This window comes from Cupriavidus sp. IDO, from assembly GCF_000812465.1.
Lineage (GTDB): Bacteria > Pseudomonadota > Gammaproteobacteria > Burkholderiales > Burkholderiaceae > Cupriavidus.
Genome location: NZ_JWMA01000044.1, coordinates 68,553 through 93,594, shown reverse-complemented (window position 1 = coordinate 93,594; position 25,042 = coordinate 68,553). Strand labels below are relative to the sequence as shown.

General features: G+C 66.8%; 19 protein-coding genes. 15 read left to right on the top strand and 4 right to left on the bottom strand.

Translation table 11 applies throughout. From position 1 onward, the window contains the following. Nucleotides 1–37: 37 nt before the first annotated feature. From RM96_RS14850 to RM96_RS14840, 3 genes are all read right to left on the bottom strand, one after another. Nucleotides 38–484, bottom strand: coding sequence for a hypothetical protein (locus tag RM96_RS14850; protein ID WP_039011604.1), 447 nt, complete (start codon nucleotides 482–484; stop codon nucleotides 38–40). A gap of 222 nt (nucleotides 485–706) precedes the next feature. Continuing rightward, nucleotides 707–901: a YbdD/YjiX family protein gene (locus RM96_RS14845; protein WP_010811333.1), complete on the bottom strand. Its 195-nt coding sequence runs from the start codon at nucleotides 899–901 to the stop codon at nucleotides 707–709. A gap of 14 nt (nucleotides 902–915) precedes the next feature. After that, nucleotides 916–2,988 carry a carbon starvation CstA family protein gene (locus RM96_RS14840; protein ID WP_039011883.1) on the bottom strand — a complete coding sequence of 691 codons (2,073 nt, stop codon included), beginning with the start codon at nucleotides 2,986–2,988 and terminating at the stop codon, nucleotides 916–918. A gap of 381 nt (nucleotides 2,989–3,369) precedes the next feature. On the opposite strand from RM96_RS14840, the gene RM96_RS14835 reads away from it, so the two are divergent. Beyond that, nucleotides 3,370–4,788: a cache domain-containing protein gene (locus RM96_RS14835; RefSeq protein WP_039011881.1), complete on the top strand. Its 1,419-nt coding sequence runs from the start codon at nucleotides 3,370–3,372 to the stop codon at nucleotides 4,786–4,788. Continuing rightward, nucleotides 4,785–5,465, top strand: a complete 681-nt coding sequence (locus RM96_RS14830) for a response regulator (protein WP_039011603.1) — start codon at nucleotides 4,785–4,787, stop codon at nucleotides 5,463–5,465. The genes RM96_RS14835 and RM96_RS14830 overlap by 4 nt, the downstream gene beginning before the upstream one ends. Before the next feature lie 65 nt (nucleotides 5,466–5,530). Here the strand turns inward: RM96_RS14830 and RM96_RS14825 are convergent, their stop codons facing one another. Further along, the gene (locus tag RM96_RS14825) at nucleotides 5,531–7,387 is read right to left on the bottom strand and encodes a phosphoenolpyruvate carboxykinase (GTP) (RefSeq protein WP_039011601.1); all 1,857 of its coding nucleotides are present in this window, start codon (nucleotides 7,385–7,387) and stop codon (nucleotides 5,531–5,533) included. A 501-nt stretch (nucleotides 7,388–7,888) separates the two neighbouring features. Between RM96_RS14825 and RM96_RS14820 the strand changes: the two genes are divergently transcribed. The 13 genes from RM96_RS14820 to RM96_RS14760 all read left to right on the top strand — a co-directional run bounded on the left by RM96_RS14820 (nucleotide 7,889) and on the right by RM96_RS14760 (nucleotide 24,480). Next, nucleotides 7,889–8,914 carry a D-2-hydroxyacid dehydrogenase family protein gene (locus tag RM96_RS14820; RefSeq protein WP_039011599.1) on the top strand — a complete coding sequence of 342 codons (1,026 nt, stop codon included), beginning with the start codon at nucleotides 7,889–7,891 and terminating at the stop codon, nucleotides 8,912–8,914. 206 nt (nucleotides 8,915–9,120) lie between these two features. Next, the gene (locus tag RM96_RS14815) at nucleotides 9,121–10,293 is read left to right on the top strand and encodes an MFS transporter (RefSeq protein ID WP_039011598.1); all 1,173 of its coding nucleotides are present in this window, start codon (nucleotides 9,121–9,123) and stop codon (nucleotides 10,291–10,293) included. A gap of 106 nt (nucleotides 10,294–10,399) precedes the next feature. Continuing rightward, the gene (locus RM96_RS14810; protein ID WP_039011597.1) at nucleotides 10,400–11,038 is read left to right on the top strand and encodes an MOSC domain-containing protein; all 639 of its coding nucleotides are present in this window, start codon (nucleotides 10,400–10,402) and stop codon (nucleotides 11,036–11,038) included. Nucleotides 11,039–11,276: 238 nt separating this feature from the next. After that, on the top strand, nucleotides 11,277–12,518 hold the full coding sequence (locus RM96_RS14805) for an efflux RND transporter periplasmic adaptor subunit (RefSeq protein WP_039011596.1): 1,242 nt from the start codon (nucleotides 11,277–11,279) through the stop codon (nucleotides 12,516–12,518). 3 nt (nucleotides 12,519–12,521) lie between these two features. After that, on the top strand, nucleotides 12,522–15,719 hold the full coding sequence (locus tag RM96_RS14800; protein WP_039011595.1) for an efflux RND transporter permease subunit: 3,198 nt from the start codon (nucleotides 12,522–12,524) through the stop codon (nucleotides 15,717–15,719). A gap of 146 nt (nucleotides 15,720–15,865) precedes the next feature. Then, a complete protein-coding gene (locus RM96_RS14795; RefSeq protein ID WP_052279518.1) occupies nucleotides 15,866–16,711 on the top strand; it encodes a ChaN family lipoprotein in 846 nt (281 codons plus the stop codon). A 367-nt stretch (nucleotides 16,712–17,078) separates the two neighbouring features. Beyond that, on the top strand, nucleotides 17,079–18,047 hold the full coding sequence (locus RM96_RS14790) for a tripartite tricarboxylate transporter substrate binding protein (protein WP_082016554.1): 969 nt from the start codon (nucleotides 17,079–17,081) through the stop codon (nucleotides 18,045–18,047). A 281-nt stretch (nucleotides 18,048–18,328) separates the two neighbouring features. Further along, nucleotides 18,329–18,802 (top strand): tripartite tricarboxylate transporter TctB family protein, encoded by a 474-nt coding sequence (locus tag RM96_RS14785; protein WP_039011593.1) that lies wholly within the window; start codon nucleotides 18,329–18,331, stop codon nucleotides 18,800–18,802. 31 nt (nucleotides 18,803–18,833) lie between these two features. After that, nucleotides 18,834–20,348 carry a tripartite tricarboxylate transporter permease gene (locus RM96_RS14780; protein ID WP_039011592.1) on the top strand — a complete coding sequence of 505 codons (1,515 nt, stop codon included), beginning with the start codon at nucleotides 18,834–18,836 and terminating at the stop codon, nucleotides 20,346–20,348. Between the two features lie 116 nt (nucleotides 20,349–20,464). Further along, nucleotides 20,465–21,523 carry an AbrB family transcriptional regulator gene (locus tag RM96_RS14775; RefSeq protein WP_039011590.1) on the top strand — a complete coding sequence of 353 codons (1,059 nt, stop codon included), beginning with the start codon at nucleotides 20,465–20,467 and terminating at the stop codon, nucleotides 21,521–21,523. 57 nt (nucleotides 21,524–21,580) lie between these two features. Next, nucleotides 21,581–22,006 (top strand): PaaI family thioesterase, encoded by a 426-nt coding sequence (locus RM96_RS14770; RefSeq protein ID WP_039011588.1) that lies wholly within the window; start codon nucleotides 21,581–21,583, stop codon nucleotides 22,004–22,006. A gap of 31 nt (nucleotides 22,007–22,037) precedes the next feature. Beyond that, nucleotides 22,038–22,934, top strand: a complete 897-nt coding sequence (locus RM96_RS14765) for a patatin-like phospholipase family protein (protein WP_039011586.1) — start codon at nucleotides 22,038–22,040, stop codon at nucleotides 22,932–22,934. A 73-nt stretch (nucleotides 22,935–23,007) separates the two neighbouring features. After that, nucleotides 23,008–24,480, top strand: coding sequence for a dihydrolipoyl dehydrogenase family protein (locus RM96_RS14760; RefSeq protein WP_039011585.1), 1,473 nt, complete (start codon nucleotides 23,008–23,010; stop codon nucleotides 24,478–24,480). Nucleotides 24,481–25,042 lie beyond the last annotated feature (562 nt).

Below are 25,042 nucleotides of genomic sequence, written 5' to 3'. Positions count from 1 at the left end.
CCGATCGGCCCGTTTCTTCTGACTCCCTGCCAACGACTCAGTCGTCGTGGTGATGGTGCTTGTGCTTCTTGTGCTTGTAGCCGCCGTTGTCATAACGGCGATCGTTATCATACGAATTGCTGCGCGAGACGTTGCCGCCCAAGGCCGCGCCTGCACCGCCACCCAGGCCTGCGCCAATCAGGCCGCCGGTGCGGCCACCCATGGCATTGCCGGCTGCGGTACCCGCGCCGCCACCCAGTGCGCCGCCGATGATGGCGCCGGTGCGCTCGCGGCGATTCGAGGTCACCGCCCCGCCCGCGCCGCCGCCAACCGCGCCACCGATTACGGCACCCGTGCTGCCGCCAAGCGCGCCACCAACGGCTGCGCCGGCTACGCCACCCAGCGCACCGCCGAGGGCATTGTTCATATCGCTCGCGAACACCGGCAGCGCGGAAGCCGCCAGGGCGATAGCCAGAGTCATATTGCGAACGGAATGGCGAGACATGTAGTTGTTCCTTTAATTGCCACAGTGACGCAAGTGTAGAGAACGAGCCGCTGCCTTGCTGTAACCACCTGTAAAGCCCTGTAACGCGCTGCAGAAACGTCGGCATGGCGTAACAAAAGCGACGCGGAAAAACAACAGCCGCAAAAGAAGACAGGCGATCACCTGATCGCCTGTCTTCTTTGTATCAGCGTCCGGCAAGGGACGCCAGCACTCAGTGTGTGTTCAGCAGCACTTACCCTGCCCGCCTCCGTAGCGCGCTTCCTGCCGCTCGCGGAAGAATTCCTCGTAGCTCATTGGCTCGCGGTCCGGGTGGGTGCTTTCCATGTGCGCCACATAGGTCTGGTAGTCGGGCAGGCCGACCATCAGCCGCAGCGACTGCCCGAGGTAGCGTCCCATCGTTCCCAGTTGTTCCAGCATGGCGGGCTCCTGCTTCAGGATTGTGCCGAGGCGGCCGCCGGCAGCGGCTCGAACGGCGTTTCGCTGTCGGTGCGGCGGCTGGCCGTGCGGGCCTGCATCGCGGTCTTGAAGCCGTAGAACACGATCGACAGCACCACGAACATGAACAGCGCGCACAGGCCGGCATCCAGGTAGTCGTTGAAGACGATGCGCTGCATCTGCTCGATCGACTTGGCCGGGGCCAGCACCTTGCCTTCGGCAATGGCGGCGCTGAACTTCGAGGCATGGGTCAGGAAGCTGACCTTCGGGTCCGCGTCGAACAGCTTCTGCCAGCCGGCGGTCAGCGTGCAGACCAGCAGCCAGATGGTCGGCACCAGCGTGACCCAGGCGTACTGGCCGCGCTTCATCTTGACCAGCACGCAGGTGCCCAGCACCAGCGCGACGGCGGCCAGCATCTGGTTGGAGATGCCGAACAGCGGCCACAGCGTGTTGATGCCGCCCAGCGGGTCGACCACGCCCTGGTACAGGAAGTAGCCCCAGGCCGCCACGGTCAGTGCGGTGGCGATCAGGTTGGCCGGCAGCGAGTCGGTGCGCTTGAGCGAAGGCACGAAGCTGCCCAGCAGGTCCTGCAGCATGAAGCGGCCGGCGCGGGTGCCCGCGTCGACGGCGGTCAGGATGAACAGCGCCTCGAACAGGATCGCGAAGTGGTACCAGAAGGCCATCATGGCCTGGCCGCCCACCACCTGGTGCAGGATGTGGGCGATGCCCACGGCCAGCGTCGGTGCGCCGCCGGCGCGCGAGATGATGGTGTTCTCGCCAACATCCTTGGCGGTCTGGATCAGCACGTCAGGGGTGATCACGAAGCCCCAGGTCGAAACGACCTGCGCCACCGCGTCGGGCGTGGTGCCGATCACGGCGGACGGGCTGTTCATGGCGAAGTACACGCCCGGCTCGATCACCGAAGCGGCCACCAGCGCCATGATCGCGACGAACGACTCGGCCAGCATCGCGCCGTAGCCGATGAAGCGCGCGTGCGATTCGTTTTCCAGCAGCTTGGGCGTGGTGCCCGACGAGATCAGCGCATGGAAGCCGGAGACGGCGCCGCAGGCGATGGTGATGAAGAGGAACGGGAACAGGTTGCCCGACCACACCGGCCCGCCACCCTTGGCGAACTGCGTGAAGGCTGGCATCTTCAGTTCCGGCGCGACAATAAGGATGCCGATGGCCAGCGCGATGATGGTGCCGATCTTCAGGAAGGTCGACAGGTAGTCGCGCGGCGCCAGCAGCAGCCACACCGGCAGGACGGCGGCGATGAAGCCGTAGATGATCAGCATCCAGGTCAGCGCCTTGCCGTCGTACGTGAACAGCGGCGCCAGCACGGCGCTTTCGTGCACGTACTGGCCGCCGATGATGGCGAGCATCAGCAGCACGAAGCCGATCACCGAGACCTCGCCGATGCGGCCCGGTCGGATGTAGCGCGTGTAGATGCCCATGAACAGCGCGATGGGAATCGTCACCGCCACGGTGAAGGTGCCCCAGGGCGAGCCGGCCAGCGCCTTCACCACGATCAGCGCCAGCACCGCAAGGATGATGATCATGATCATGAAGCAGCCGAACAGCGCGATCATGCCCGGCACCGTGCCCATCTCGGACTTGACCAGGTCGCCCAGCGAGCGGCCGTCGCGGCGCGTGGAAATGAACAGCACCATGAAGTCCTGCACCGCACCGGCGAACACCACGCCGGCCAGGATCCACAGCATGCCCGGCATATAGCCCATCTGCGCGGCCAGCACCGGGCCGACCAGCGGGCCGGCGCCGGCAATGGCGGCGAAGTGGTGGCCGAACAGCACCGCCTTGTTGGTCGGGACGTAGTCCAGGCCGTCGTTGTGGCGCCAGGCGGGCGTCATGCGTTTGGGATCGAGCTGCATCACCTTGTCGGCGATAAAGCGGCTGTAGTAGCGGTAGGCGATCAGGTAGATGCAGAGCGCGGCAACCACGATCCACAGCGCACTGACGGCCTCCCCGCGCGACAGCGCGACGGTGGCGAAGGCAAATGCGCCGAGCACGGCGACGGCCAGCCACACCAGGTGTTCTCCGATGCGATTCATCATGAAGGGTCTCCTCAGACCGGGTATTGAAAGCCTGCGGCGGCGATTCACTGGTAACGGCCGGCAGCGGGGATTGCGCCGAAGGCGGGGCAGCGTGCGGAAAATCCGGCGGTGAGGGTGTCTCCTGGATCTTCTGCGCGCCCGGTATTGTTGTCGTTTCCGGATCTCGTCCTGCAGGCAGGCGATGCACCGTCCGGCATGGCCGGCGCACCTGCTGCGTCGACGCGCGCGGCCATTGCTGGGGCCGGTTGCGTCCGGCGTGTAGTATTGACACCCGCCAAACCCCGCACAAGCGCGTAACTACGCAGCACGTCTGCGTAGTACTACGCAAGTTGACGGTGGCATGCCGCCTGCGCGATGTCGGTGTTTACCCCGGACCAGATGAAACTCCGCCAGAAGATCCTCTTGCTCGCTGTGGCGCCACTTGCGGTGGCGATGCTCGGCATCGCCTTTGCCGTGCGTTACCAGGCGACCCAGCTTGCCCGGCACGAGCGCGCGCTGGTCGAGGCGGCCTATCTGCAAAGCAAGGAAACCGAGCTGCGCCACTACGTAGAACTGGCACAAAGCGCGATCGCGCCGATGGTGCACTCGGGCCGCACCGATGCGGCTACCCGACAGGCGGCGATGGAAGCACTCGCGCGCCTCGACTACGGCCCGGACGGCTACTTCTTCCTATACGACCTGCAGGGCCGCAACCTGATGCACCCGCGCCAGCCCGAGCTGGTCGGCCAGGACCTGTGGACGCTGCGCGACCCGCAGGGCGCGCTCACCATCCAGCAACTGATCGCGGCGGCCAAGGCCGGCGGCGGTTCGGTGCGCTACCTATGGAAAAAGCCGTCCTCTCAACAACTCGCACCCAAGCTCGGCTATGTGGTGGCCGTGCCGGAATGGGGCTGGATGCTCGGCACCGGCATCTATCTGGATGATGTGGAGCGTACATTGCGCCAGCTCGACGCCCGCGCCGAGACCGATATCCGCGAGACCATGGCCTGGATCGGCGTGATCGCCGCCATCAGCATCCTGCTGGTCGCGGCCAGCGGGCTGGCCCTCAATGTCAGCGAGCATCGCGAGGCAGACGCCAAGCTGCGGCAGCTCGCGCAGCGTGTGGTGCAGTCGCAGGAAGAGGAACGCGCCCGGCTGTCGCGCGAGCTGCATGACGGCATCAGCCAGCTGCTGGTGTCAGTCAAGCTGGTGCTCGAGACGGCTGCCAATCGCCTGCGCCTGACCCCGGCTGAAGGCGCTGCCGTGGCGCCGGTGCTCGGCATGGCGCTGAACCGGCTCGATACCGTATTCAATGAAGTCCGGCGCGTGGCCCGCAACCTGCGCCCCGCCCTGCTCGATGACCTTGGCCTGTTTGCCGCGCTCCAGCATCTGGCGCGCGAGATGCAGGGCGGCAGCAAGCTGGAGATTGCCGTGACCCAGACTGGCAAGCCGCGCGAGCTACCCGACGAGCAGGCCACCGCCTTGTTCCGCATCGCACAGGAAGCGCTCACTAACGTGGAGCGCCACGCCCGGGCCCGCCGCGTGACAGTGGTGTTGTCGTTCGACGCGGATGCCACCCGCCTTACCGTGCGTGACGATGGCAGCGGCTTTGACGTCGCGCGCATGCAGGTCGACCCGCAGCGCGGCATCGGCCTGCGCAATCTGCGCGAGCGTATCGCCGCGCTGTGCGGCCAGTTTGGCATTGTGTCCGGGGCCGGCGGCACTGAGCTGGTCGCTTCCCTCCCCCTGGCTAAACCTGCGCCAAAACCCGCAACCGTTTCGCACGATCCCGTTTCAGCAGGCCCCTCGCAGTCATGACCCTGAATTCCGAACCCGCCAACGGCACCGCCGGCGCACCCGCACGCGTCCTGCTGATCGACGACCATGCGCTGGTGCGCGACGGCATGCGCATGCACCTGACATTGCAGCCCGGCCTGCGCGTGGTGGGCGAAGCCGATGACGGCGAAGCAGCGCTCGCCTGGCTCGACCGCGCCGGCGAGGCCGACCTGCCGGACCTGGTCATCACCGATATCGGCATGCGCGGCATGGGCGGCATTGCGCTGGCGGCGGCGCTGCATGACCGGTATCCGGAACTGGCGGTGCTGATCGTGTCGATGCACGACAACCTGGAATACGTACGGCAGGCGGTCCGCGCCGGCGCACGCGGCTATGTGCTGAAGGATGCACCGGCCGACGAGTTGATGGCGGCAATCCAGTCGGTACTGGCCGGGCGGGTGTTCTACAGCGCCCGGATTGCCCGCGGCATGGCCGAGCAGAGCCCCGGGCCGCTCGATGCGCTGACCCGGCGCGAGCGCGACATCCTCGGCTGCATCGGGCGCGGCATGGCCAACAAGGAGATCGCGGCGCAGCTCGGCGTATCGGTGCGCACCGTCGAGACACACCGGCTCAACCTGAAGCGCAAGCTGGCGATCGAAGGCCGGGCGGGCCTCGTGAAGTATGCGGTGGAGACGCTGGGAGATAGCGAAGCCGGATAAAAAACGCCCGCCTCACAAGAGGCGGGCGTCCTTTGCCACGATATGCCAGCGTGCTGGCGAGGGCGTCAGCCCTCCAGCCGCTTGCCCAGCGCCGCGCGGGCTTCGGCCAGCGCGGCCGGCAGGCGATCCTTCAGCTGCGTGAACAGCTCGTCATGCAGCGCCAGCTCCTTTTGCCAGGCGGCACGGTCGATCGAGGTCACCTTGTCGAACTGTGCGGCCGAGAACTCGACGCCGCTCCAGTTCAGGTCCTCGTAACGCGGCGTGGTGCCGAACACATGCTCGGCGCCCTGCCCCTTGCCTTCCACGCGGTCGATCATCCACGACAGCACGCGCATGTTCTCGCCGAAGCCCGGCCACACGAAGTTGCCGTCGGCGTCCTTGCGGAACCAGTTGACGCAGTAGATCTTCGGCAGCTTCGCGCCAGCGGCTTCCAGCTTCTTGCCCAGTTCGAGCCAGTGGCCGAAGTAGTCGCTCATGTTGTAGCCGCAGAACGGCAGCATGGCGAACGGGTCGCGGCGGACCACGCCTTGCTGGCCGGCGGCCGCGGCGGTGGTTTCCGAGCCCATGGTGGCGGCCATGTAGACGCCTTCGGTCCAGTTGCGGGCCTCGGTCACCAGCGGCACGGTGGTGGAGCGGCGGCCGCCGAAGATGAACGCATCAATGGGTACGCCGGCCGGGTTGTCCCAGTTCTCGTCGATCGACGGGCACTGCGAAGCCGGCGCGGTGAAGCGGGCGTTCGGGTGCGCGGCCTTGGCGCCGGTGGCTTTGGCGATTTCCGGAGTCCAGTCCTTGCCTTGCCAGTCGACCAGGTGCGCCGGGGCCTCCTTGCTCATGCCTTCCCACCACACGTCGCCGTCGTCGGTCAGCGCCACGTTGGTGAAGATGACGTTTTCCTTGAGCGTTGCCATCGCGTTGAAGTTGGTCTTCTCGCTGGTGCCCGGGGCCACGCCGAAGTAGCCGGCTTCCGGGTTGATGGCGTACAGGCGGCCGTCCTTGCCCGGCTTGATCCAGGCGATGTCGTCGCCGATGGTGGTGACCTTCCAGCCCTCGAAGCCCTTGGGTGGGATCAGCATGGCGAAGTTGGTCTTGCCGCAGGCCGACGGGAAGGCGGCGGCCACGTGGTACTTCTTGCCCTCGGGCGAGGTCACGCCCAGGATCAGCATGTGCTCGGCCAGCCAGCCTTCGTCGCGGCCCATGGTCGAGGCGATGCGCAGGGCGAAGCACTTCTTGCCCAGCAGCGCGTTGCCGCCGTAGCCCGAACCGAACGACCAGATTTCGCGCGTTTCCGGGAAATGGACGATGTACTTGGTCGGGTTGCACGGCCAGGCCACGTCCTTCTCGCCGGCGGCGAGCGGCTTGCCGACGGTATGCACGCACGGCACGAACTCGCCGTCGGTGCCCAGTACGTCGAACACGGCGCGGCCCATGCGGGTCATGATGCGCATGTTGACCGCCACATAAGGCGAATCCGACAGTTCCACGCCGATATGGGCGATCGGCGAGCCCAGCGGGCCCATCGAGAACGGCACCACGTACAGCGTGCGGCCGCGCATGCAGCCGTCAAAGAGGCCGCTCAGCGTCTGCCGCATCTCGGCGGGTGCAGTCCAGTTGTTGGTCGGGCCGGCGTCTTCCTGCTTCTCGGAGCAGATGAAGGTGCGGTCTTCGACGCGTGCCACATCGGAAGGATCCGACAGGGCCAGGAAGGAATTCTTGCGCTTGGCCGGGTTCAGGCGCTTTATGGTGCCGGCCGCGACCATCTGCTCGCACAGGTGGTCATATTCTTCCTGCGAGCCGTCGCACCAATGGATATTGTCGGGTTTGGTCAGGGCGGCGATCTCCGCGACCCAGGCCACCAGCTTCTGGTGCTTGACCCAGGACGGGACATTGAGGGCCGCCGTGCCTTGCATCGAGGGGTGGTTCATACTGCAACTCCAAATCGTAAAGGGAAGTAAGGAAGGAAACCTGGCAAAGCCCGGCCGCGGCCGGTGGCCTGGGTGCGAAAATTCGCACGAAAGACCGTCACATCCCGTTACAACTCCGCGGCGGCCTGAATGATGCAAAAGGTCGCGGCGGTCCCTGCGGCTGCGCTAAAGTTGCGCTTCGCCCGCGCAGGGAGTGCTACGCAATTCGGGCGGGCTTTGTCCGGCGGCCGGCAGGTGACGGGAGCGATGCTCGACCGACAATCCGCCGCGACACTGGAGCCGGCTAGGATACCACTGCTGCACCCCTCTGTTTTTTGCTCCGCAGCATGGTGGTGCCCCGATTGGCCGGCGCCGGAGCCGCCCCGGATGTTGTGCATCGGGGCGGCAAAATAAGGTGGCCAACCGGGGTAACCAACAATACCGTCGGTCGACACGCGGCTCTGTTGCCGCGCGCACCAACCGGCGCCAGCCAGTACACAGAAAACCCAGAAAGAGTTCCTGATGAAGATTGCTGTACTCGACGATTACCAGGATGCCGTGCGCAAGCTGCCGTGCTTCGGGCTGCTGGAAGGTCACGACGTCAAGGTGTTCAACAACACCGTCAAGGGCGTGGGCCAGCTGGCCGCGCGCCTGTCGGACGTGGAAGCCGTGGTGCTTATCCGCGAACGCACCCGCATCACCCGCCAACTGCTGGAAAAACTGCCCAAGCTCAAGATCATCAGCCAGACCGGCCGTGTTGGCGCCGGCCCCGGCAGCCACCTGGACCTGGACGCCTGCACCGACCGCGGCATCGCCGTTCTCGAGGGCGTGGGCTCGCCGGTGGCCCCGGCCGAGCTGACCTGGGCGCTGATCATGGCCGCCCAGCGCCGCATTCCGCAGTACGTGGCCAGCCTCAAGCATGGCGCCTGGCAGCAGTCCGGGCTGAAATCGACCACGATGCCGCCCAATTTCGGCCTCGGCCAGGTGCTGCGCGGCCAGACCCTCGGCATTTGGGGCTACGGCAAGATCGGCAAGCTGGTGGCCGGCTACGGGCGTGCGTTCGGCATGAACGTGCTGGTCTGGGGCCGCGAAGCCTCGCAGGAAGCTGCGCGCGCCGACGGCCTGTCGGTGGCTACGTCCAAGGAGCAGTTGTTTGCCGACAGCGATGTCCTGTCGCTGCACCTGCGGCTGAACGACGACACCCGCGGCATCGTCAAGCAGACCGATCTCACGGGCATGAAGCCGACCGCGCTGTTCGTCAACACCAGCCGGGCGGAGCTGCTCGAGGAAAACGCCCTGGTTACCGCGCTCAACCGCGGCCGCCCGGGCATGGCCGCGATCGATGTGTTCGAATCCGAGCCGATCCTGCAGGGCCACGCGCTGCTGCGCATGGAAAACTGCATCTGCACGCCGCACCTCGGCTACGTTGAGCGCGACAGCTACGAACTCTACTTCCGCACGGCATTCCAGAACATCCTGGATGTGCTGGCCGGCAAGCACGACAGCATCGTCAATCCGAAGGCGCTGACGCCGACGCTGGCGCGCTGAGGGTTTGCTCCCCTCTCCCGCCTGCGGGAGGGGGAGCCGCATTCGGCCGGTGTCGGCCATGGCCGGCGTCATTCCGTCCGCCGCCAACGCGTATACCGCAAACCCGCTACACTCGGCGCTTCCCTGCACGCCCGGCCCGCAACGGCCCGCGGCAGCACCGACAACAACAAGACGCCCTCGCGCTGCACCCCATTCCCAAGGCCGCCATGGACCCCAGGCTTGTGACGCTCTGCGTCGGCAACTTCGTCATTGGCACTGGTGCGATGATCGTTACCGGCATGCTGAACGACATTGCCGCCGATTTCGGCCTGGGCGCAGCCAGTGCGGGCCAGCTGATCTCCGTCTTTGCCCTGGCCACCTGCGTGGGGGCGCCGCTGTTCGCCACGCTCGGCTCCCGCATCGACCGCCGCCTGCTGCTGGCCGGTTCGCTGCTGGTCTATGCCGTTCTGCACCTGGCCGCGGCGCTGGCGCCCAGCTTTGCCGCCCTGATGGCGATCCGCTTCCTGACCGCCATTGGCGCCGCCATCTATACGCCGCAGACCGCCGCCACGCTGCCACTGCTGGTCAATGCGCAGACCCGCGGACGGGCGATCAGCTTTGTGTTCCTCGGCTGGAGCGTGGCCAGCGTGGTCGGCGTGCCGCTGGGGACGTGGATTGCCAGTACGCTGGGCTGGCGATTCAGCATGGCGCTGGTAGGCATCCTGGCGCTGCTGGTATCGGCGGCGGTCTGGCGCGTGTTGCCGCGCGCCTTGTATGTGGAGTCGGTTGGGCGCGCCGCCTGGGGCGCGGTGCTGCGCCACAAACCGGTCATGCTGGTCGTGCTGACCACCATGCTCTCTTCGGCCGGCATGTTCACGCTGTTTACCTATATCGCCCCGCTGCTGCGCGACGTGCACGGCATCAGCGGCGGCGCGCTCAGCCTGATGTTCCTCGCGTACGGCGCGTGCGGGGTGTCCGGCAATGTGGTGGCCGCATCGCGCATGGACCGAGTGACGCCGGGCCGGATCGTGCAGTTCACCCTGCTCACGTCGATCACCGCCATGCTGCTGTGGCCGCTGGCTGGGCTGGGCGGCGTGGCGCTGGTGCTGCTGTTCATGCTGTGGGGCCTGGGCGGGTTTGCCACCAACAGCGCCCAGCAGGCGCGGCTGGTGCTGCTGGCGCCGGATCGGGCATCGGTGTCGATTTCGCTGAATTCATCGTCGATCTACCTCGGCCAGGCGCTCGGCGCCATGGTTGGCGCCGCCATCTACACCGTTGCCGGCGCGGATTCCCTGCACTGGGGGGCTGCCGCCCTGATGCTGGTGGCGCTGGCGGTGTCGCAGCGGGCACGCGCACTGGGTTGCCAGTGGCAACGTCGCGAGGCACCGCAGCAAGCCTGAGGGCGGTGAGCCGCACCATGCGGTTGTCCACAGCGTTATCCGCCCCGTTATCCTCAGGGTTATCCACATTGCTATCCACAACCATTCGTCCCCGAGGGGAGCGCACGTGAGCGATTCCAATGCAGGGCAAGCCCGCGCCCGTGTGCTGGCGGTCAGCATCGGCAAGGCCATCCCGCTGGTGGTGGCCGGCGCCGGGACCGAGGCCGTGGTGCTGTCGGGCATCCGCAAGCATCCGCTCAGCACGCTGGTGCACCCGCTCGGCGTGCAGGTGCACCCGCTCGGGGTGGCCGGCGACGAGCAGGCGGACCTGACCGTCCACGGCGGCCCGGACAAGGCGGTCTACGCCTACCCGGCCGAGCATTACCCCTGGTGGAACGAACAGCGCCGCGCCGCCTCCCAGCCTGAAGCCGGCCAGCCGCTGTCGTTTGGCGCGATGGGCGAGAACCTGACGATCGAAGGGCTGACGGAATCCCGGCTCTGGGTCGGCGACCAGGTGCGTATCGGCACCGCCGTGCTGCGGGTCGAGTCCCCCCGCCAGCCCTGCTACAAGTTCAACGCCGCGCTGGGCTACCGCCATGCGGTGCGCGACATGGTCCGGAGCGGCTACTCAGGCGTCTATCTCAGCGTGCAGAAAACCGGTGAAGTTCGCGCCGGCGATGCCGTCATTGTGGAGGCCGGGCCACGCGAGGTCTCGATCGACAGCATTAATCGCTGGCGGTGCGATGGCCGGCGGCAGCTTTTCTGATAATGTTTGTCTGATAATACAAGCGAGCCGTCTGGCGCACTTCCCGGACTCTCCGGTACGTGGAGAGCCTGCGCAGCCGCATGAGGTGACGGGCGGTGTAACGCTCTGTAATAAGGAACGCTAGCTCCGCCGGGCGAAGCGCTGTAGTAGTAGAGGTTTTGCGCGAAGCGCATCGGTCCCAAGAGACCGGGCGCTCATGGGGAGTGGCGCGCTGAAGCAGTGACGAGGGTCCACACAAATGAAAACTGACAGGATCGACCAGCCCAAGAGCTTTGTCGATAGCAACTGGAGTGCCTCCGCGGGTACTGGCCGGGGCAGAGTTTCGCCCTGGGTCGTGGTGATTGCCGTGCTGGTGCTGGCCGGCATCGGCTGGTTTGCCTGGCGTACCTGGCTGGCACCGAAGCCCGTGGCCAAGGGGCCGGCACCGGTGGTGGTCGCCACCGCGCTGGTGCAGCAGGGCGATGTGCCGCTGCAGGTCTCGGCCAACGGCAACGTGACCGCGTTATCCACCGTCGAGGTCCGGCCGCAGGTGTCCAGCACCATCCGCACCGTGCATATCAAGGAAGGCCAGACCGTCAAGCCGGGCGACCTGCTGTTCTCCCTCGACACCCGCATGGACGAGGCCAACCTGGCCAAGGCGCAGGCGCAGCTGATGCGCGACCAGGCCGACCTCGCCGACGCCCGCCGCACGCTCGTGCGCAGCAAGGATCTGCTGGAGCGCAATTTCATCTCGAAGAGCGCGGTGGATACGGCGCAGGCCAAGGTCGACGGCTTCGAGGCCACCATCCGCGCCGACCAGGCTGCCATCGAGGCCAGCCGCGTGGCAGTGAGCTACGGCGCGATCCGCGCCACCATCGGCGGGCGCACCGGCGTGATCAACGTATTCCCGGGCTCGCTGGTGATGCCCAACAGCGCCTTGCCGATGGTCACCATCGCCCAGGTCCAGCCGATCGCGGTCACCTTCAGCCTGCCCGAGCGCCAGCTCGCCGCGCTGCGCGAGGCACTGCGCGTCGGCCCGGTCCAGGTCACGGCACTGCCCAACGACGGGAGCAAGGCCCCCGTCACCGGCAAGATCACCTTTGTGGATAACACCGTCGATCCACAGTACGGCACCATCCGCATCAAGGCGCAGTTCGACAACGAGGAGCAGCGCCTGTGGCCCGGCACCTACGCCAGCGTCAGTGCCGTGGTGCAGACGCTGAAGGGCGCGCTGTCGGTGCCGCCGCAGGCGGTGGTGACCGGCCCTGAAGGGCGCTTCGTCTACGTCGTGCAGCCTGACAGCAAGGTCGCGCGCGTACCGGTGCAGGTGGTGACGACCACGGTCGCGGCCGCCGTCATCGAAGGCGTGCAGCCGGGCGCGCGCGTGGTGGTGGAAGGCGCGCAGAACCTGCGCCCGGGCGCCCAGGTGCGCGAAGCCACGCCCGCTTCCGCGCCGGCCGCCGGCCCGGCCCGGGCCGCCAACGGCGCCGCGGGGCACTGAGCCATGACGCTGTCCGAGCTTTGTATCCGCCGTCCGGTGATGACGGTGCTGCTGTGCCTGGCGGTGATCGTCACCGGCATCGTGCTGTACCCGACCATCCCGATCGCCGCCCTGCCCAGCTTCAACTCCCCGGTGATCCAGGTCACCGCGACGCTGCCCGGCGCCAGCCCCGAGACCATGGCGGCTTCCGTCGCCACGCAGCTCGAGAAGCAGTTCGCCACCATCCCCGGCGTCACGGTGATCAGCTCGGCGAACACGCTGGGCAACTCCAGCATCACCATTGAATTCAACAGCGACCGCGACATCGATGCCGCCGCCGTGGACGTGCAGGCCGCGCTGTTCCGCGCGCAGCGTTCGCTGCCGATCGAGATGACGGTGCCGCCGTCGTACCGCAAGGTGAACCCGGCCGACGCGCCGGTGCTGCTGCTGGCGATCAACTCGCCGGCGATGAGCCTGGCGGAGCTGAACGCGTTTGGCGACAACCTGATCTCGCCCACGCTGGCGACGCTGCCGGGCGTGGCGCAAGTGCAGGTATTCGGCCAGAAGCGCTTCGCCGTGCGTGTGCGCGCCCACCCGGACGCACTGGCCGCGCGCGGCCTCACGCTGGACGAGCTGGCCACGGCGCTGAACCGCGCCAATGCCAACACGCCGGTGGGTACGCTCGACAGCCCGCGCCAGACGCTGACCATCCAGGCCAACCGCCAGCTCGCCAACGCCGACGCCTTTCGCAATATCATCGTCGCCAGCCAGCCGAATGGCGCGCTGGTGCGGCTGGCGGACGTGGCCGAGGTCGAGGACAGCGTCGAAACCATCAAGACCGGCAGCTGGCTCAACAACGAACGCTCGATCGTGCTGGCCGTGCTGCGCCAGCCTGACGCGAACACCGTTGCGGTGGTCGATGGCATCAAGGGCGCCCTGCCCCGCCTGATCCAGCAGATGCCGGGCTCGGTCAACGTGGCCGTGGTCAACGACCGCTCGATGTCGATCCGCGAATCGATCCACGACGTGCAATTCACCCTGGCGCTGACCGTGGCGCTGGTGGTACTGGTGATCTTCCTGTTCCTGCGCCGCGCCGCCGCCACGCTGATTCCGACGGTGTCGCTGCCGATCTCGCTGATCGGCACGGTGGCGCTGATGAAGGCCTTCGGCTACAGCCTGGACAACGTCTCGTTGCTGGCCATCACGCTCGCCGTGGGCCTGGTGGTGGACGACGCCATCGTGATGCTCGAAAACATCGTGCGCCACATCGAGGAAGGCGTGCCGCCGCTCAAGGCCGCGCTGGTGGGCTCGCGCGAGATGGGCTTCACCATCCTGTCGATCTCGATCTCGCTGGTGGCGGTGTTCATCCCGATCTTCTTCATGCCGGGCGTGATCGGCCTGCTGTTCCATGAGTTCGCCGCGGTGGTGTCGCTGTCGATCCTGGTATCGGCGCTGGTGTCGCTCACGCTGATCCCGATGCTGTGCGCGCGCTTCCTGTCGGCCGAGAACGTGCCGGTGGACGAATCGCAGCATGCCTACGGCGATCATGCCGCCAGCCAGCCGGTCATCGTCCAGAAGCAGACGCTGGGCATGCGCTCGACGCAGTGGTTCGAGAACCTGTTCGAGTTCACGCTGCACCGCTACGCGCGCGGGCTGGACTGGTGCCTGGCGCATCGCCGCACGGTGCTGGTGGCCGCTGGGCTGACTTTCGTGCTGACGGCGGTGCTGTTCGTGGCGATTCCGAAGGGCTTCTTCCCGGAAGAGGACATCGGCCAGATCCAGGTCAATGCGGAAGGCCCGCAGGATATTTCCTTCGATGCCATGGCCGAGCGGCTGCGCGACGCGGCCGAGCGCATGCGCGCCAATCCTGCGGTGCGCAGCGTGGTGGTTTCGATCGGTGGCGGCCCCTCGCCCGCCATCAACACCGGCCGCATGTTCATCGAACTCAAGCCACTCGGGGAGCGTCCCAGGATGCCGAAGGTGGTGGAGTCGCTGCGCAAGGACGTGGCGGGCATTCCGGGGCTGGCCGTGTATTTCTCGCCCGTGCAGAACCTGCGCCTGGGCGGACGCCAGAGCAAGAGCCGCTACCAGTACACGCTGCAGAGCGTGAAGGCCGGCCAGCTGCAGGAGTTCTCCGACAAGCTGATGGCAAAGATGCGCGCGGATTCCGTTTTCCGCGACGTCACCAGCGATTCGCAGCAGTCGGGCCTGGAAGCGCAGCTCTCGATCGACCGCGACAAGGCCAACGCACTCGGCGTGCAGATGCAGGACGTGCGCACCGCGCTGTATTCGGCCTTCGGCGAACGGCAGGTGTCGACCATCTACACGGCCATCGACAACTACTACGTGATCCTCCAGGCGGCCGATATCGACCGTGCCGACGAGACCGCGTTCTCCAAGCTCTACGTGCGCAGCAAGACCGGCCAGATGGTGCCGATTTCCGCCTTTGCCACCACCGATCGCCGGGTCGGGCCGATTGCCGTGAACCACCAGGGGCAGCTGCCGTCGGTGACGGTGTCGTTCAACCTGGCGCCGGGCGCGGCGCTGGGCGATGCGTCGTCGCGCATCGACCGCTACCGGCAGGAGATTGCCATGCCGACCTCAATCTTCACCAGCTGGGGTGGCGATGCCGCAGTGTTCCAGTCCTCGCAGGCCACGCAGATCGTGCTGCTGGTGGCGGCCATTGCGGTGATCTACACCCTGCTGGGCGTGCTGTACGAAAGCTACATCCACCCGCTCACGATCCTGGCCGGCCTGCCCTCGGCGGCCATTGGCGCGCTGCTGACGCTGTTTATCTTCAACGTCGAGCTGTCGCTGATCGCCACCATCGGCGTGCTGATGCTGATCGGTATCGTGAAAAAGAACGCCATCATGATGATCGACTTTGCGCTCGCGGCGCAGCGCGAGCAGGGCATGCCGCCTGCGAAGGCGATCCGGCAGGCGTGCCTGCTGCGCTTCCGGCCGATCATGATGACCACCTTTGCCGCGGTGATGGGTGCGCTGCCGCTGGCGCTTGGTCTGGGCGCCGGCGCCGAATTGCGCCAGCCGCTGGGCCTGGCGGTGGTGGGCGGCCTGCTGTTTTCGCAGGTGATCACGCTGTTCATTACGCCGGTGATCTATCTGGCGCTGGACCGGTTCTCGGGGACCGGGCCGTTGCAGATCGATGCCGAAGGCAATCGCCTGCCTGAGACCACCGCGGCCGAGCCGGTACGCCAGCATTGAGCCGCACGGGCCGCGTGGTCTTGCGCGGCCCGTCCATTCCTTCTCTTGCCCTCGGAATCCCCCTGCACAGCGTTCGGACGACTCTCGCGTGGCAAGCCGCAGAATGTGAGCGAGAATCTCACGGTCGCATTCCTGCCGTGAAAGTCATGCCCTTGCGTCTCCTTCGATCCGTGATTGCCGCCATGGCGGCGCTGCTGCTTGCAGCATGTGCTGGCACGCCACCTTCGCCTTCGCCCGACGCGCTGAGCGCAGCCTTCGCCGGCAAGTCCTATGTCCTGCTTGGCGAAGTCCACGACAACGCCGCCGGACAGCGGCAACGCCTGGATGCCCTCACCCGCGCCGTGCAGCAGGGCTGGCGCCCGGCGATCGCGATGGAACAGTTCGACCGCGAGCGCCAGGCCGACATCGACCGTGCCCGCCGCGAACGGCCGGACGATGCCGACTACCTCATCGCGCAAGCCGGAGCCGGCGGCTGGCAATGGCCGCTTTACCGGCCGGTGGTGGCGCTGGCCCTGCAGTACGACCTGCCGCTGCTCGCGGCCAACCTTTCGCGTGCCGATGCCGCGAAAATCGTGCGCGGCGGACTGGAAGGCTTGTTCTCCGCGAAGGATCGGGCGCGGCTCGGGCTGGCGGACTCGCTGCCGCCGGACCTGATCGCAGCGCAGACCGCCTTGCTGGACGAAGGCCATTGCGGCAACTTCCCCAAGGCGATGCTGCCCGGGATGCTGAATGCGCAGGCCGCGCGCGATGCGGTGATGGCGGCAACGTTGCGGCCATACGCGGCACGGGGCGCGGTGCTGATTGCGGGCAACGGGCATGTGCGCCGCGATATCGGCGTGCCTCGCTGGCTCGCCGCAGGTGCAGGCACCATGCTCAGCATCGGCTATCTCGAGCGTGGACAAGGGAATGTCGCTGGCTTTGACTGGGTGGTTCGGGTGGAAGCTGTCGACCGGGACGACCCGTGCGCGGGGGCTGTAATGGGGAGGCAATGAAGGTTTTCGCCTTCAGAGCTAAAGGCGGCGACGCCCGGATTGCGCGCGATATCCACGTAAACCCCGACACCCTTCTCCCCTGATTGACAGCCTTTTGACAGTTTCCGCCGCCTAGAATCCTGCCATGGCCGAGATCTCCGGCCAGCTGTAGTCTGGAAAGCAAAGAAGTCCAAAAACAATTCCGGCATGCATCGCGTGCAACGGAAAGGGAGACAGCACCAGCCGCCCGTCGCGCATATGGCGTCCGGCGCCTTCGCATGACTCCCTTCCCGACCGCAAGCCATGGCAGCCAGCCGGATACCGGGTCAGGTCGCGCAGACGTTGCACTGCAGCCGTGGCGATCACCGGAAACCTTTAGGAGACCGTAATGCGTCGCACGATTCATCGTTTCGCCCATGTCGTCATGGCTTCGGCCGCCATTACCGCGACCGTCGCCGCTGCGCCGGCCTTCGCGCTGGACAGCGTCAAGTTCATGATCGGCGCCAACCCCGGCGGCGGCTACGACCAGACCGGGCGCTCGCTGGGCGCAGCCATGATCGCCTCAGGCGTGGCCAAGACCGCCACCTACGACAACAAGGGCGGCGCGGGCGGCACCATTGGCCTGACCCAGTTCGTCAACACCGACAAGGGCAACCCCGCCGCACTGATGGTGGTCGGCGCGGTGATGGTGGGTGCCATCGAGACCAACCACCCGCCTGTCACCCTCAAGAACGCCACGCCGATCGCGCGCCTGTTTGCCGATACCATGGTGATCACCGTGCCGGCCAACTCGCCGCTGAAATCCATCAAGGACCTGACCACGCAGCTCAAGGCCAACCCGGGCAGCGTGAGCTGGGGCGGCGGTTCGAAGGGTTCGATCGACCACATCCTGGCCGGCCTGGTCGCCAAGGAATCGGGCGTGGATCCGAAGAAGATCAACTACGTGCCGTTCCAGGGCGGCGGTGAAGCGTCGGCGTCGATCCTCGGCGGCCACGTGACCGTCGGCATCGCCGGCGTGTCCGAGTTCCTGCCCTTTATCAAGAGCGGCAAGATGCGCGCGCTGGCAGTGACGTCCAAGGACCGCACCGCCGATATCCCGACGCTCAAGGAGCAAGGCGTGAACGTCGAGATCTACAACTGGCGCGGCGTCTATGGCGCGCCCGGGATCAGCGCCGAGCAGCGCAAGGCGATGATCGACGCGGTGGTGAAGGCGACCGAGAGCAAGTCGTGGAAGGACACGCTGCAGAAGAACGACTGGACGCCCTTCCTGCTGACCGGCGACGAGTTCAGCAAGTTCGTCGACAGCGAATCGGCCCGCCTGGGCGGCACGCTGCGTGAACTGGGCGTTGCCAAGTAAGCGCCCGAGCCAGATCGCCTGACAGGCCGTCGGGCCTGAAGATTCAACGCCGCACCTGATCTACCCAGCATCACCCGCTTTACCTGTCGTTCCTGCCGACGCCGCCGGTTATCGCCGGCGGCAGGAGAACGGCGCGGGGCCCGGTGTCTGCCACCTGCGATACCCAAACCAAAACTACATGTCGCCGGGCCCTGCGACCGCGCAGGCGTCGCATGCCAGCGTCGCGGACGCCAGCGCTTTGCTGGCGACGAAGGCCGGGGTGCATACCCCAAGGAGTCTCCATGAAACCCTCACACCTTGCCATCGGCATTGCCGTGCTGGCGATCTCGCTGTTTTTCTTTCTCGGGCTGCCCGGCATCTCGGGCGAGGAAGGCTATGCCGGCCTGTCGCCGCGCTTCATGCCGACGCTCGTCGCCATCGGCCTTGCCGTGTGCGGCGCACTGCTGACCTGGCAGGGCGTGCGCGGCGGTTTCCGCAACATGCCGGAAGAAGACGCGGAACTGCCGGACGCCCCGCACAATTTCCGCGGCTTCCTGTGGGTCGCTGCCGGCCTGGTGGCGAACATGGCGCTGATCGGCACGCTCGGCTTCGTGTTCTCGTCGACGCTGCTGATGGTCTGCGTGGCACGCGGCTACGGCAGCCGCCGCATCGTGCGCGACGCGCTGATCGGCCTGTGCATCACGCTGCCGATGTGGGCGCTGTTCGAATACCTGCTCGGCATCAACCTGCCGCTGCTGCCCGTGGCCGGCTTCTGAGCCCGCCGGCCTGTCCAGCAAGGAGTCTGATATGGATACCCTGAACCAGCTGATGCACGGCTTTGCCGTCGCCATCACGCCGATCAACCTGATGTGGGCCCTGGTGGGCTGCTTCCTCGGCACCGCCATCGGCGTGCTGCCCGGCATCGGCCCCGCGCTGACGGTGGCAATGCTGCTGCCGCTGACCGCCAAGGTCGAACCCACCGCTGCGCTGATCATGTTTGCCGGCATCTACTACGGTGCGATGTACGGCGGCTCGACCACCTCGATCCTGATGAATACGCCGGGCGAGTCTTCCACCATGGTCACCGCCATGGAAGGCAACCTCATGGCCAAGAATGGCCGCGCCGGCCCGGCGCTGGCCACCGCGGCCATCGGCTCGTTCGTGGCCGGCACCATCGCCACCGTGCTGCTGTCGATGTTCGCGCCGGTGGCGGCGGACGTGGCGCTGCAGTTCGGCCCCGGCGAATACTTCATGATCATGCTGCTCGCGTTCACCACGGTCTCGGCCGTGTTGGGCTCGTCGCTGCTGCGTGGCATGACCAGCCTGTTCCTCGGCCTGGGCATCGGCCTGATCGGCATGGATTCGCTGTCGGGCCAGACCCGCTACTCGATGAACGTGCAGGAGTTGTACGACGGCGTCGATATCGTGGTGGTGGCCGTGGGCCTGTTTGCCGTGGGCGAGGCACTGTTCAACGCCTTCTTCCCGCAGCCCCCGGGCACGTTCAACAAGCTCAGCTCGGTCCACATGAACAAGTCGGACTGGAAGCGTTCTGTTCCCGCCTGGATCCGCGGCACGGTCATCGGCTTCCCGTTCGGCCTGATCCCGGCCGGCGGCGCCGAGATCCCGACCTTCCTGTCGTACGCGACCGAGAAGAAGCTGTCCAATCACAAGGAAGAATTCGGCAAGGTCGGCGCCATTGAAGGCGTGGCTGGTCCCGAGGCGGCCAACAATGCCGCCGTGACGGCGACGCTCGCCCCGCTGCTGACGCTGGGCATCCCGACCTCGAACACCACCGCCATCCTGCTGGCGGCGTTCCAGAACTACAACCTGCAGCCGGGCCCGATGCTGTTCCAGACCTCGGGCGACCTGGTGTGGGGCCTGCTGGCGTCGCTGTACATCGGCAACGTGATGCTGCTGGTGCTGAACCTGCCGGCGATCGGACTGTGGGTGCGCATGCTGCGCGTGCCGACCCCGCTGCTGTACGGCGGCATCCTGATCTTCGCGGGCCTGGGCGCCTATGGCATCCGCCAGTCGTGGTTCGACCTGCTGCTGCTGTTTGTGGTGGGCCTGCTGGGCATGGTGATGCGCCGCTTCGACTTCCCGACCGCACCGGTCATTGTCGGCCTGATCCTGGGCCCGATCGCCGAGAAGCAATTGCGCAATGCGCTGTCGATCGGCCAGGGCGACTGGAGCCTGTTCATCAAGCAGCCGATCTCGGCAACCATCCTGGCGATGACGGTGGCCGTGGTGGTGATCCCGCGCCTGCTGCGCTGGCACGCCAGCCGCACGACGGCGCATGCGCAGGCCGATAATGCGGCGTGATGCCGGATTCCCGATAGCGACATAATGAAGGCCCGGCGCACTGCGCGCCGGGCCTTCTGCATTCCACAGCCTGACAACAACAAGGCGCCGGCGCCCCATCGCCAGGCCGCTGCAAGATGAGTCCTTCCTTCAATCGCTGGCTGCCGTTCGTGCTGACGCTGTCGCTCGGCCTGGCCGCCGCCCTGCTCTGCACGCTGCTGCACACGCCGCTGCCGTGGATGATCGGCCCCCTGCTGTCTGTCGCCAGCGCGCGTATGGCCGGCGCCGACCTGCGGGCCCCGTCGCAGGCGCGCAATGCCGGGCAATGGGTGATCGGCGCGTCGCTGGGCCTGTACTTCACGCCCGTGGTGGTGGCGAAGCTGGTCGAGTTCCTGCCCTACATCGTCGCCGGCTCGCTGTTCGCGCTGGTGCTGGGCGCCGCCGGCGCGCTGATGATGCGCAAGACTACGGGCGTGGCGTTCAAGACCGCTTACTTTTCCACAGCCATCGGCGGTGCCTCGGAGATGGCCAATCTTGCCGAGCGCAACGGTGCGCGCATCGACCAGGTGGCCGCCGCGCATTCGCTGCGCGTGCTCATGGTCGTGATGACGGTACCGGCGATCTTCCAGTACGGCGGTATCCACGGGCTCGATCCTTTCATCCCGGGGCCGCGCACCGTCGATGCCGGCGGGCTGCTGGCGCTGATCGCCATTACGCTGAGCGCGGCGCTGGTCGTCAAGCGACTGAACATGCCGAATCCGTTCGTGATCGGCACGCTGCTCGCGGCGGCGTTGCTGACCGCGTCGGGCATCGAGCTGTCGGCCATTCCCACCTGGATGAGCCGCGCCGGGCAGTTGCTGATTGGCGTATCGTTGGGGGCGCGCTTCTCGCGCGAGTTCCTGCATACCGCGCCGCGCTTCCTGTCGGGCGTGGCGCTCTATACGGTGGTGGCGCTGGTGGTGTCGGCGCTGTTCGGCTGGGGGCTGTCGGCATTGTCGGGCGTGCACCCTGCCACGGTGATCCTGGGCACCACGCCGGGCGGCATTGCCGAGATGTGCATCACCGCCAAGGTGCTGGAGCTGGGCGTGCCGCTGGTGACCGCGTTTCATGTGATCCGGATGGCCTTCGTGGTGCTGGCCACCGGCCCCCTGTATCATTGGCTCAAACATCGCGTCGCGCCGGAGGAGACGGAGTAGCGGTCCGCTGCACTTGGCGGCCGGGACCGGGCGGCGACAGCAGAACAAGGAATCGCCATGTCCGAATCCGCAGAACGCCGCTTCACCCTTGCCGAGATCGACGCTACGCTGGAACGCGTGCTGGCTCCCTGGGTACGGCAGCTTGGCCTGCGTGCCGAATCCATCGATGCCCAGGGTGTAACGCTGCGCCTGCCGTTCAGCGAATCATTTCGCCATGCGGGCGGCGTGGTGTGCGGCCAGGTCCTGATGTCTGCCGCCGATACCGCGATGATCGTCGCAGTGGCCAGTGCGCTGGGCGCCTTCCGCCCGATGACCACGGTCACGCTGACCACCAATTTCATGCGCCCGGTGATCGAGGGCGATGTGCTGGTGCGCGCCAAGGTGCTGCGCCTGGGCAAGACTGTCGTGTTCGGCGAGATCGAGCTGACCGGCACCGACGGCAAGCTCGCCGTCCAGGCCACCACCACCTACGCGCTGCTCTGATCCACCTTCCCTCCGCCAAGCCCATCGCAACATGACGTCCGGCACTGCCCATCCCTTCGACCAGATCGTCTTCGCCGGCGGCGGCAACCGCTGCTGGTGGCAGGCCGGATGGTGGGACACCGTGGCGCCCGAGCTGCAGCTGCGGCCACGCGTGATCGCAGGGATCTCCGCGGGGGCGGCCACGGCGTGCATGGTCTACGCGCACGATTCGCACCAGACCATGGACTACTACCGCGAGGTGCTCGCGGGCAACCGCCGCAATGCCTACTGGGGCAACCTGCTGCGCAACGAGCGCGTGTTTCCGCACTACGGCATCTATCGCACCGCGCTGCTGTCGATCTTCTCGGAAGGCCGTCTCGATCATCTGCAGGATGCGCCGGAAATCCGCATCGGCGTGGCGCATATCCCGCGCTGGAGCAGCCCGCACCTTGCGGTGGCCGCCGGTCTGCTGGCGTACAACATCGACAAGCACGTGCTCAGGACGTTGCACCCGCGCCTGGGCCGCAAGCTGGGCTTTCGTCCCGAGTTCGTGCGCGCGCAGGACTGCCGGTCGCCCGAGCAGCTGGCGGACCTGTTGCTGCAGTCGGCTTCGACGCCGCCTTTCACGCCGGTGCTGCGCCGTGAAGGCCGCGCGGTGCTCGATGGCGGCCTGGTGGACAACGTGCCGGTCGATGCGCTCGACCCCACGCCGGGCAATGTGCTGGTGCTGGTGACACGGCTCTATCCGCGTCCGCGCCGCTTTGTCCTGCACGCCGGCGGCCAGCGCCGCCTGTATCTGCAACCTTCGCAACGCGTGCCGATTTCGAGCTGGGACTACACCCGTCCCGAAGCGATGACGCATGCGTACGAGCTCGGCCGCCGCGACGGGGAAACTTTCCTGCGCGACTGGCCGTCGATCCTGAGTACGGAACTGAAGCCGGCGCCCTGACATTGTTTCTGGTGGCGCCGGTCTGATGTCTGATTGTTGTCGATGCGGCCACGCGCCGCGACAGGAGGCATGGATGACTAAGCGCCAGACAACTCCCGCCACGCCCGCCAACGGGCAACGGCGGGCCCGCCAGGTCAGCTCGGAACTCGCGGTCGAACAGGTGCCGCGCGCGCGTGCGGGCAGGAGCGGCAAGGCCGCGAAGGTCCGCAAGGCGGATTTCGTCGTGATCGGTGGTGGCTCCGCTGGTGTGGCCAGCGCACGCCGGGCCGCCTCGCATGGCGCCAGCGTCATCCTGATCGAGCGCGACACCATCGGCGGCACCTGCGTCAACCGCGGCTGCGTGCCCAAGAAGATGCTGTCATACGGCGCCAGCTGGGCCGCGATCCTGTCCGGTTGCCTGTCCCACACCGGCGGGCGCGAAGACTGGCGCGACGCTATCGTGCGCGTCAACGCCGAAGTGGCGCGGCTCAACGTTGCCTACACGCAGCGCCTGCAGGAAGCCGGCGTCGAAATTATCCGCGGCGATGCCACGGTTACCGCGCCCGATGAAGTGCGCATCGGCGAAGAGACCATCCGCGCCCGCCGCATCCTCATTGCTACCGGTGCACGGCCGCGCACGCTGGCGATCCCCGGCGGCGAACTCGCCAGCAATTCCGACGATGTCTTCACCTGGCAGACCGTGCCGGCCTCGATGGCGGTCATCGGCGGCGGCTATATCGGCGTGGAGCAGGCGTCGATCCTGTCGCGCTACGGCGTGAAGGTCGACCTGATCGTCGCCGGCGACCGCCTGCTGCCGCGTTTCGATCACGACATCTCCACTTCGCTCGCGGAGGCGCTGGTCGCCAAGGGCGTACGCCTGCATCTGAATGCCGAAGTGGACCTGATCAGCCAGGCCAACGGCGCGCTGGAAGTCTGCTATCGCCCCGCCAGCAAACCGGGGCAGACCGAATCGATCCGGGCGCAGGCCGCGCTGGCGGCAGTCGGCCGCATCTCCAATGTCGACGGACTCGGACTCGATGCGCTGGGCATGACGTTCGGCGACCGAGGCGGCATCAAGGTGGACCGGCAGTTCCGCAGTTCCGTCCGCTCGATCTACGCCATCGGCGATGCCATCGACGGCATGCACCTGACGCCCGTGGCCACGGCGCAAGGGCGCTGGCTGGCGGACCGGCTGTTCGGCCGGCGTGGTGATCGCGCGGACTTCGATTTCGTGCCGACGGCCGTGTTTTGCGAGCCTGCCATCGGGTCGGTCGGGCTTACTGAGGCGCAGGCGATCGAAGCGGCCGGCAAGCCGGAACGCATCCGCACGGTCGTGAAGCGCTTTGTCTCGCTGGAGAATCGCTTCGGCGGCAGCGCACAGACGTCGATGTTCAAGCTGGTGCTCAATGCCCGCAGCGGACGCGTGCTGGGCGCGCACCTGATGGACAACGCGGCGCCGGAGATTGTCCAGACCTTCGCGGTGGCGATGCGGCTGGGGGTGAAGGAGGAGCACCTGAGCACGACGGTGCAGGTGCATCCTACGGTGGCGGAGGAGTTGTTTGGGTAGTGGGCATGTGTGAGGTTGGTGCCTGCGGCATGCCTCTGTCGTAGGTCGACGGCCCCGGTTTCGCCCTGCCGGGCGACCTAATTTTGGACGGCGCCCAAAAGTAGGCAAAAGGCGCCGTCTTGCCCGGCGGGCGGGAGTTTTATCGTAGTCTGCCTGCGTTTTTGTACGGGTAATTGCTTCAGGGCATAGCGACGATGCCTGCCGCGTTGTGACGAGACGGCGCGAGGCATTGACAGGCCGTCCTCCCGACCTCGTGAGAGGGGAGTGGCACGCAGCTTGATACCCGTCAGCATGCGCAGCGCGAATCGCGCACCACCGTCATGGTCCAAAACTCTTGCCGCAGGCACGCGGCTCGATCACCGAGCCACTCCGCTCTCACGAGGTCGGGAGGACAGCGGTCTTCCCGGCGTTGCCCCTGGCGATCTGCGGCAGGCAGTCCAGCTATGCCCTGAAGCCCATACCCGTACAAAAACCGTAGCTCACTACGATAAGACTCCCGCCCGGCGGGCAAGGCGCTTTTTGCTTCCTTTTTGGCGCCGTCAAAAAGGAAGTCGCCCGGCAG

What these genes read in the sequence shown, in the direction of transcription:
- RM96_RS14780 (WP_039011592.1), top strand. Translation starts at nt 18,834, where the DNA reads ATGGATACCCTGAACCAGCTGATGCACGGCTTTGCCGTCGCCATCACG.
- RM96_RS14770 (WP_039011588.1), top strand. Translation starts at nt 21,581, where the DNA reads ATGTCCGAATCCGCAGAACGCCGCTTCACCCTTGCCGAGATCGACGCT.
- RM96_RS14835 (WP_039011881.1), top strand. Translation starts at nt 3,370, where the DNA reads ATGAAACTCCGCCAGAAGATCCTCTTGCTCGCTGTGGCGCCACTTGCG.
- RM96_RS14775 (WP_039011590.1), top strand. Translation starts at nt 20,465, where the DNA reads ATGAGTCCTTCCTTCAATCGCTGGCTGCCGTTCGTGCTGACGCTGTCG.
- RM96_RS14765 (WP_039011586.1), top strand. Translation starts at nt 22,038, where the DNA reads ATGACGTCCGGCACTGCCCATCCCTTCGACCAGATCGTCTTCGCCGGC.
- RM96_RS14790 (WP_082016554.1), top strand. Translation starts at nt 17,079, where the DNA reads ATGCGTCGCACGATTCATCGTTTCGCCCATGTCGTCATGGCTTCGGCC.
- RM96_RS14825 (WP_039011601.1), bottom strand. Translation starts at nt 7,387, where the DNA reads ATGAACCACCCCTCGATGCAAGGCACGGCGGCCCTCAATGTCCCGTCC.
- RM96_RS14820 (WP_039011599.1), top strand. Translation starts at nt 7,889, where the DNA reads ATGAAGATTGCTGTACTCGACGATTACCAGGATGCCGTGCGCAAGCTG.
- RM96_RS14785 (WP_039011593.1), top strand. Translation starts at nt 18,329, where the DNA reads ATGAAACCCTCACACCTTGCCATCGGCATTGCCGTGCTGGCGATCTCG.
- RM96_RS14800 (WP_039011595.1), top strand. Translation starts at nt 12,522, where the DNA reads ATGACGCTGTCCGAGCTTTGTATCCGCCGTCCGGTGATGACGGTGCTG.
- RM96_RS14815 (WP_039011598.1), top strand. Translation starts at nt 9,121, where the DNA reads ATGGACCCCAGGCTTGTGACGCTCTGCGTCGGCAACTTCGTCATTGGC.
- RM96_RS14850 (WP_039011604.1), bottom strand. Translation starts at nt 484, where the DNA reads ATGTCTCGCCATTCCGTTCGCAATATGACTCTGGCTATCGCCCTGGCG.
- RM96_RS14805 (WP_039011596.1), top strand. Translation starts at nt 11,277, where the DNA reads ATGAAAACTGACAGGATCGACCAGCCCAAGAGCTTTGTCGATAGCAAC.
- RM96_RS14795 (WP_052279518.1), top strand. Translation starts at nt 15,866, where the DNA reads ATGCCCTTGCGTCTCCTTCGATCCGTGATTGCCGCCATGGCGGCGCTG.
- RM96_RS14760 (WP_039011585.1), top strand. Translation starts at nt 23,008, where the DNA reads ATGACTAAGCGCCAGACAACTCCCGCCACGCCCGCCAACGGGCAACGG.
- RM96_RS14830 (WP_039011603.1), top strand. Translation starts at nt 4,785, where the DNA reads ATGACCCTGAATTCCGAACCCGCCAACGGCACCGCCGGCGCACCCGCA.
- RM96_RS14845 (WP_010811333.1), bottom strand. Translation starts at nt 901, where the DNA reads ATGCTGGAACAACTGGGAACGATGGGACGCTACCTCGGGCAGTCGCTG.
- RM96_RS14840 (WP_039011883.1), bottom strand. Translation starts at nt 2,988, where the DNA reads ATGAATCGCATCGGAGAACACCTGGTGTGGCTGGCCGTCGCCGTGCTC.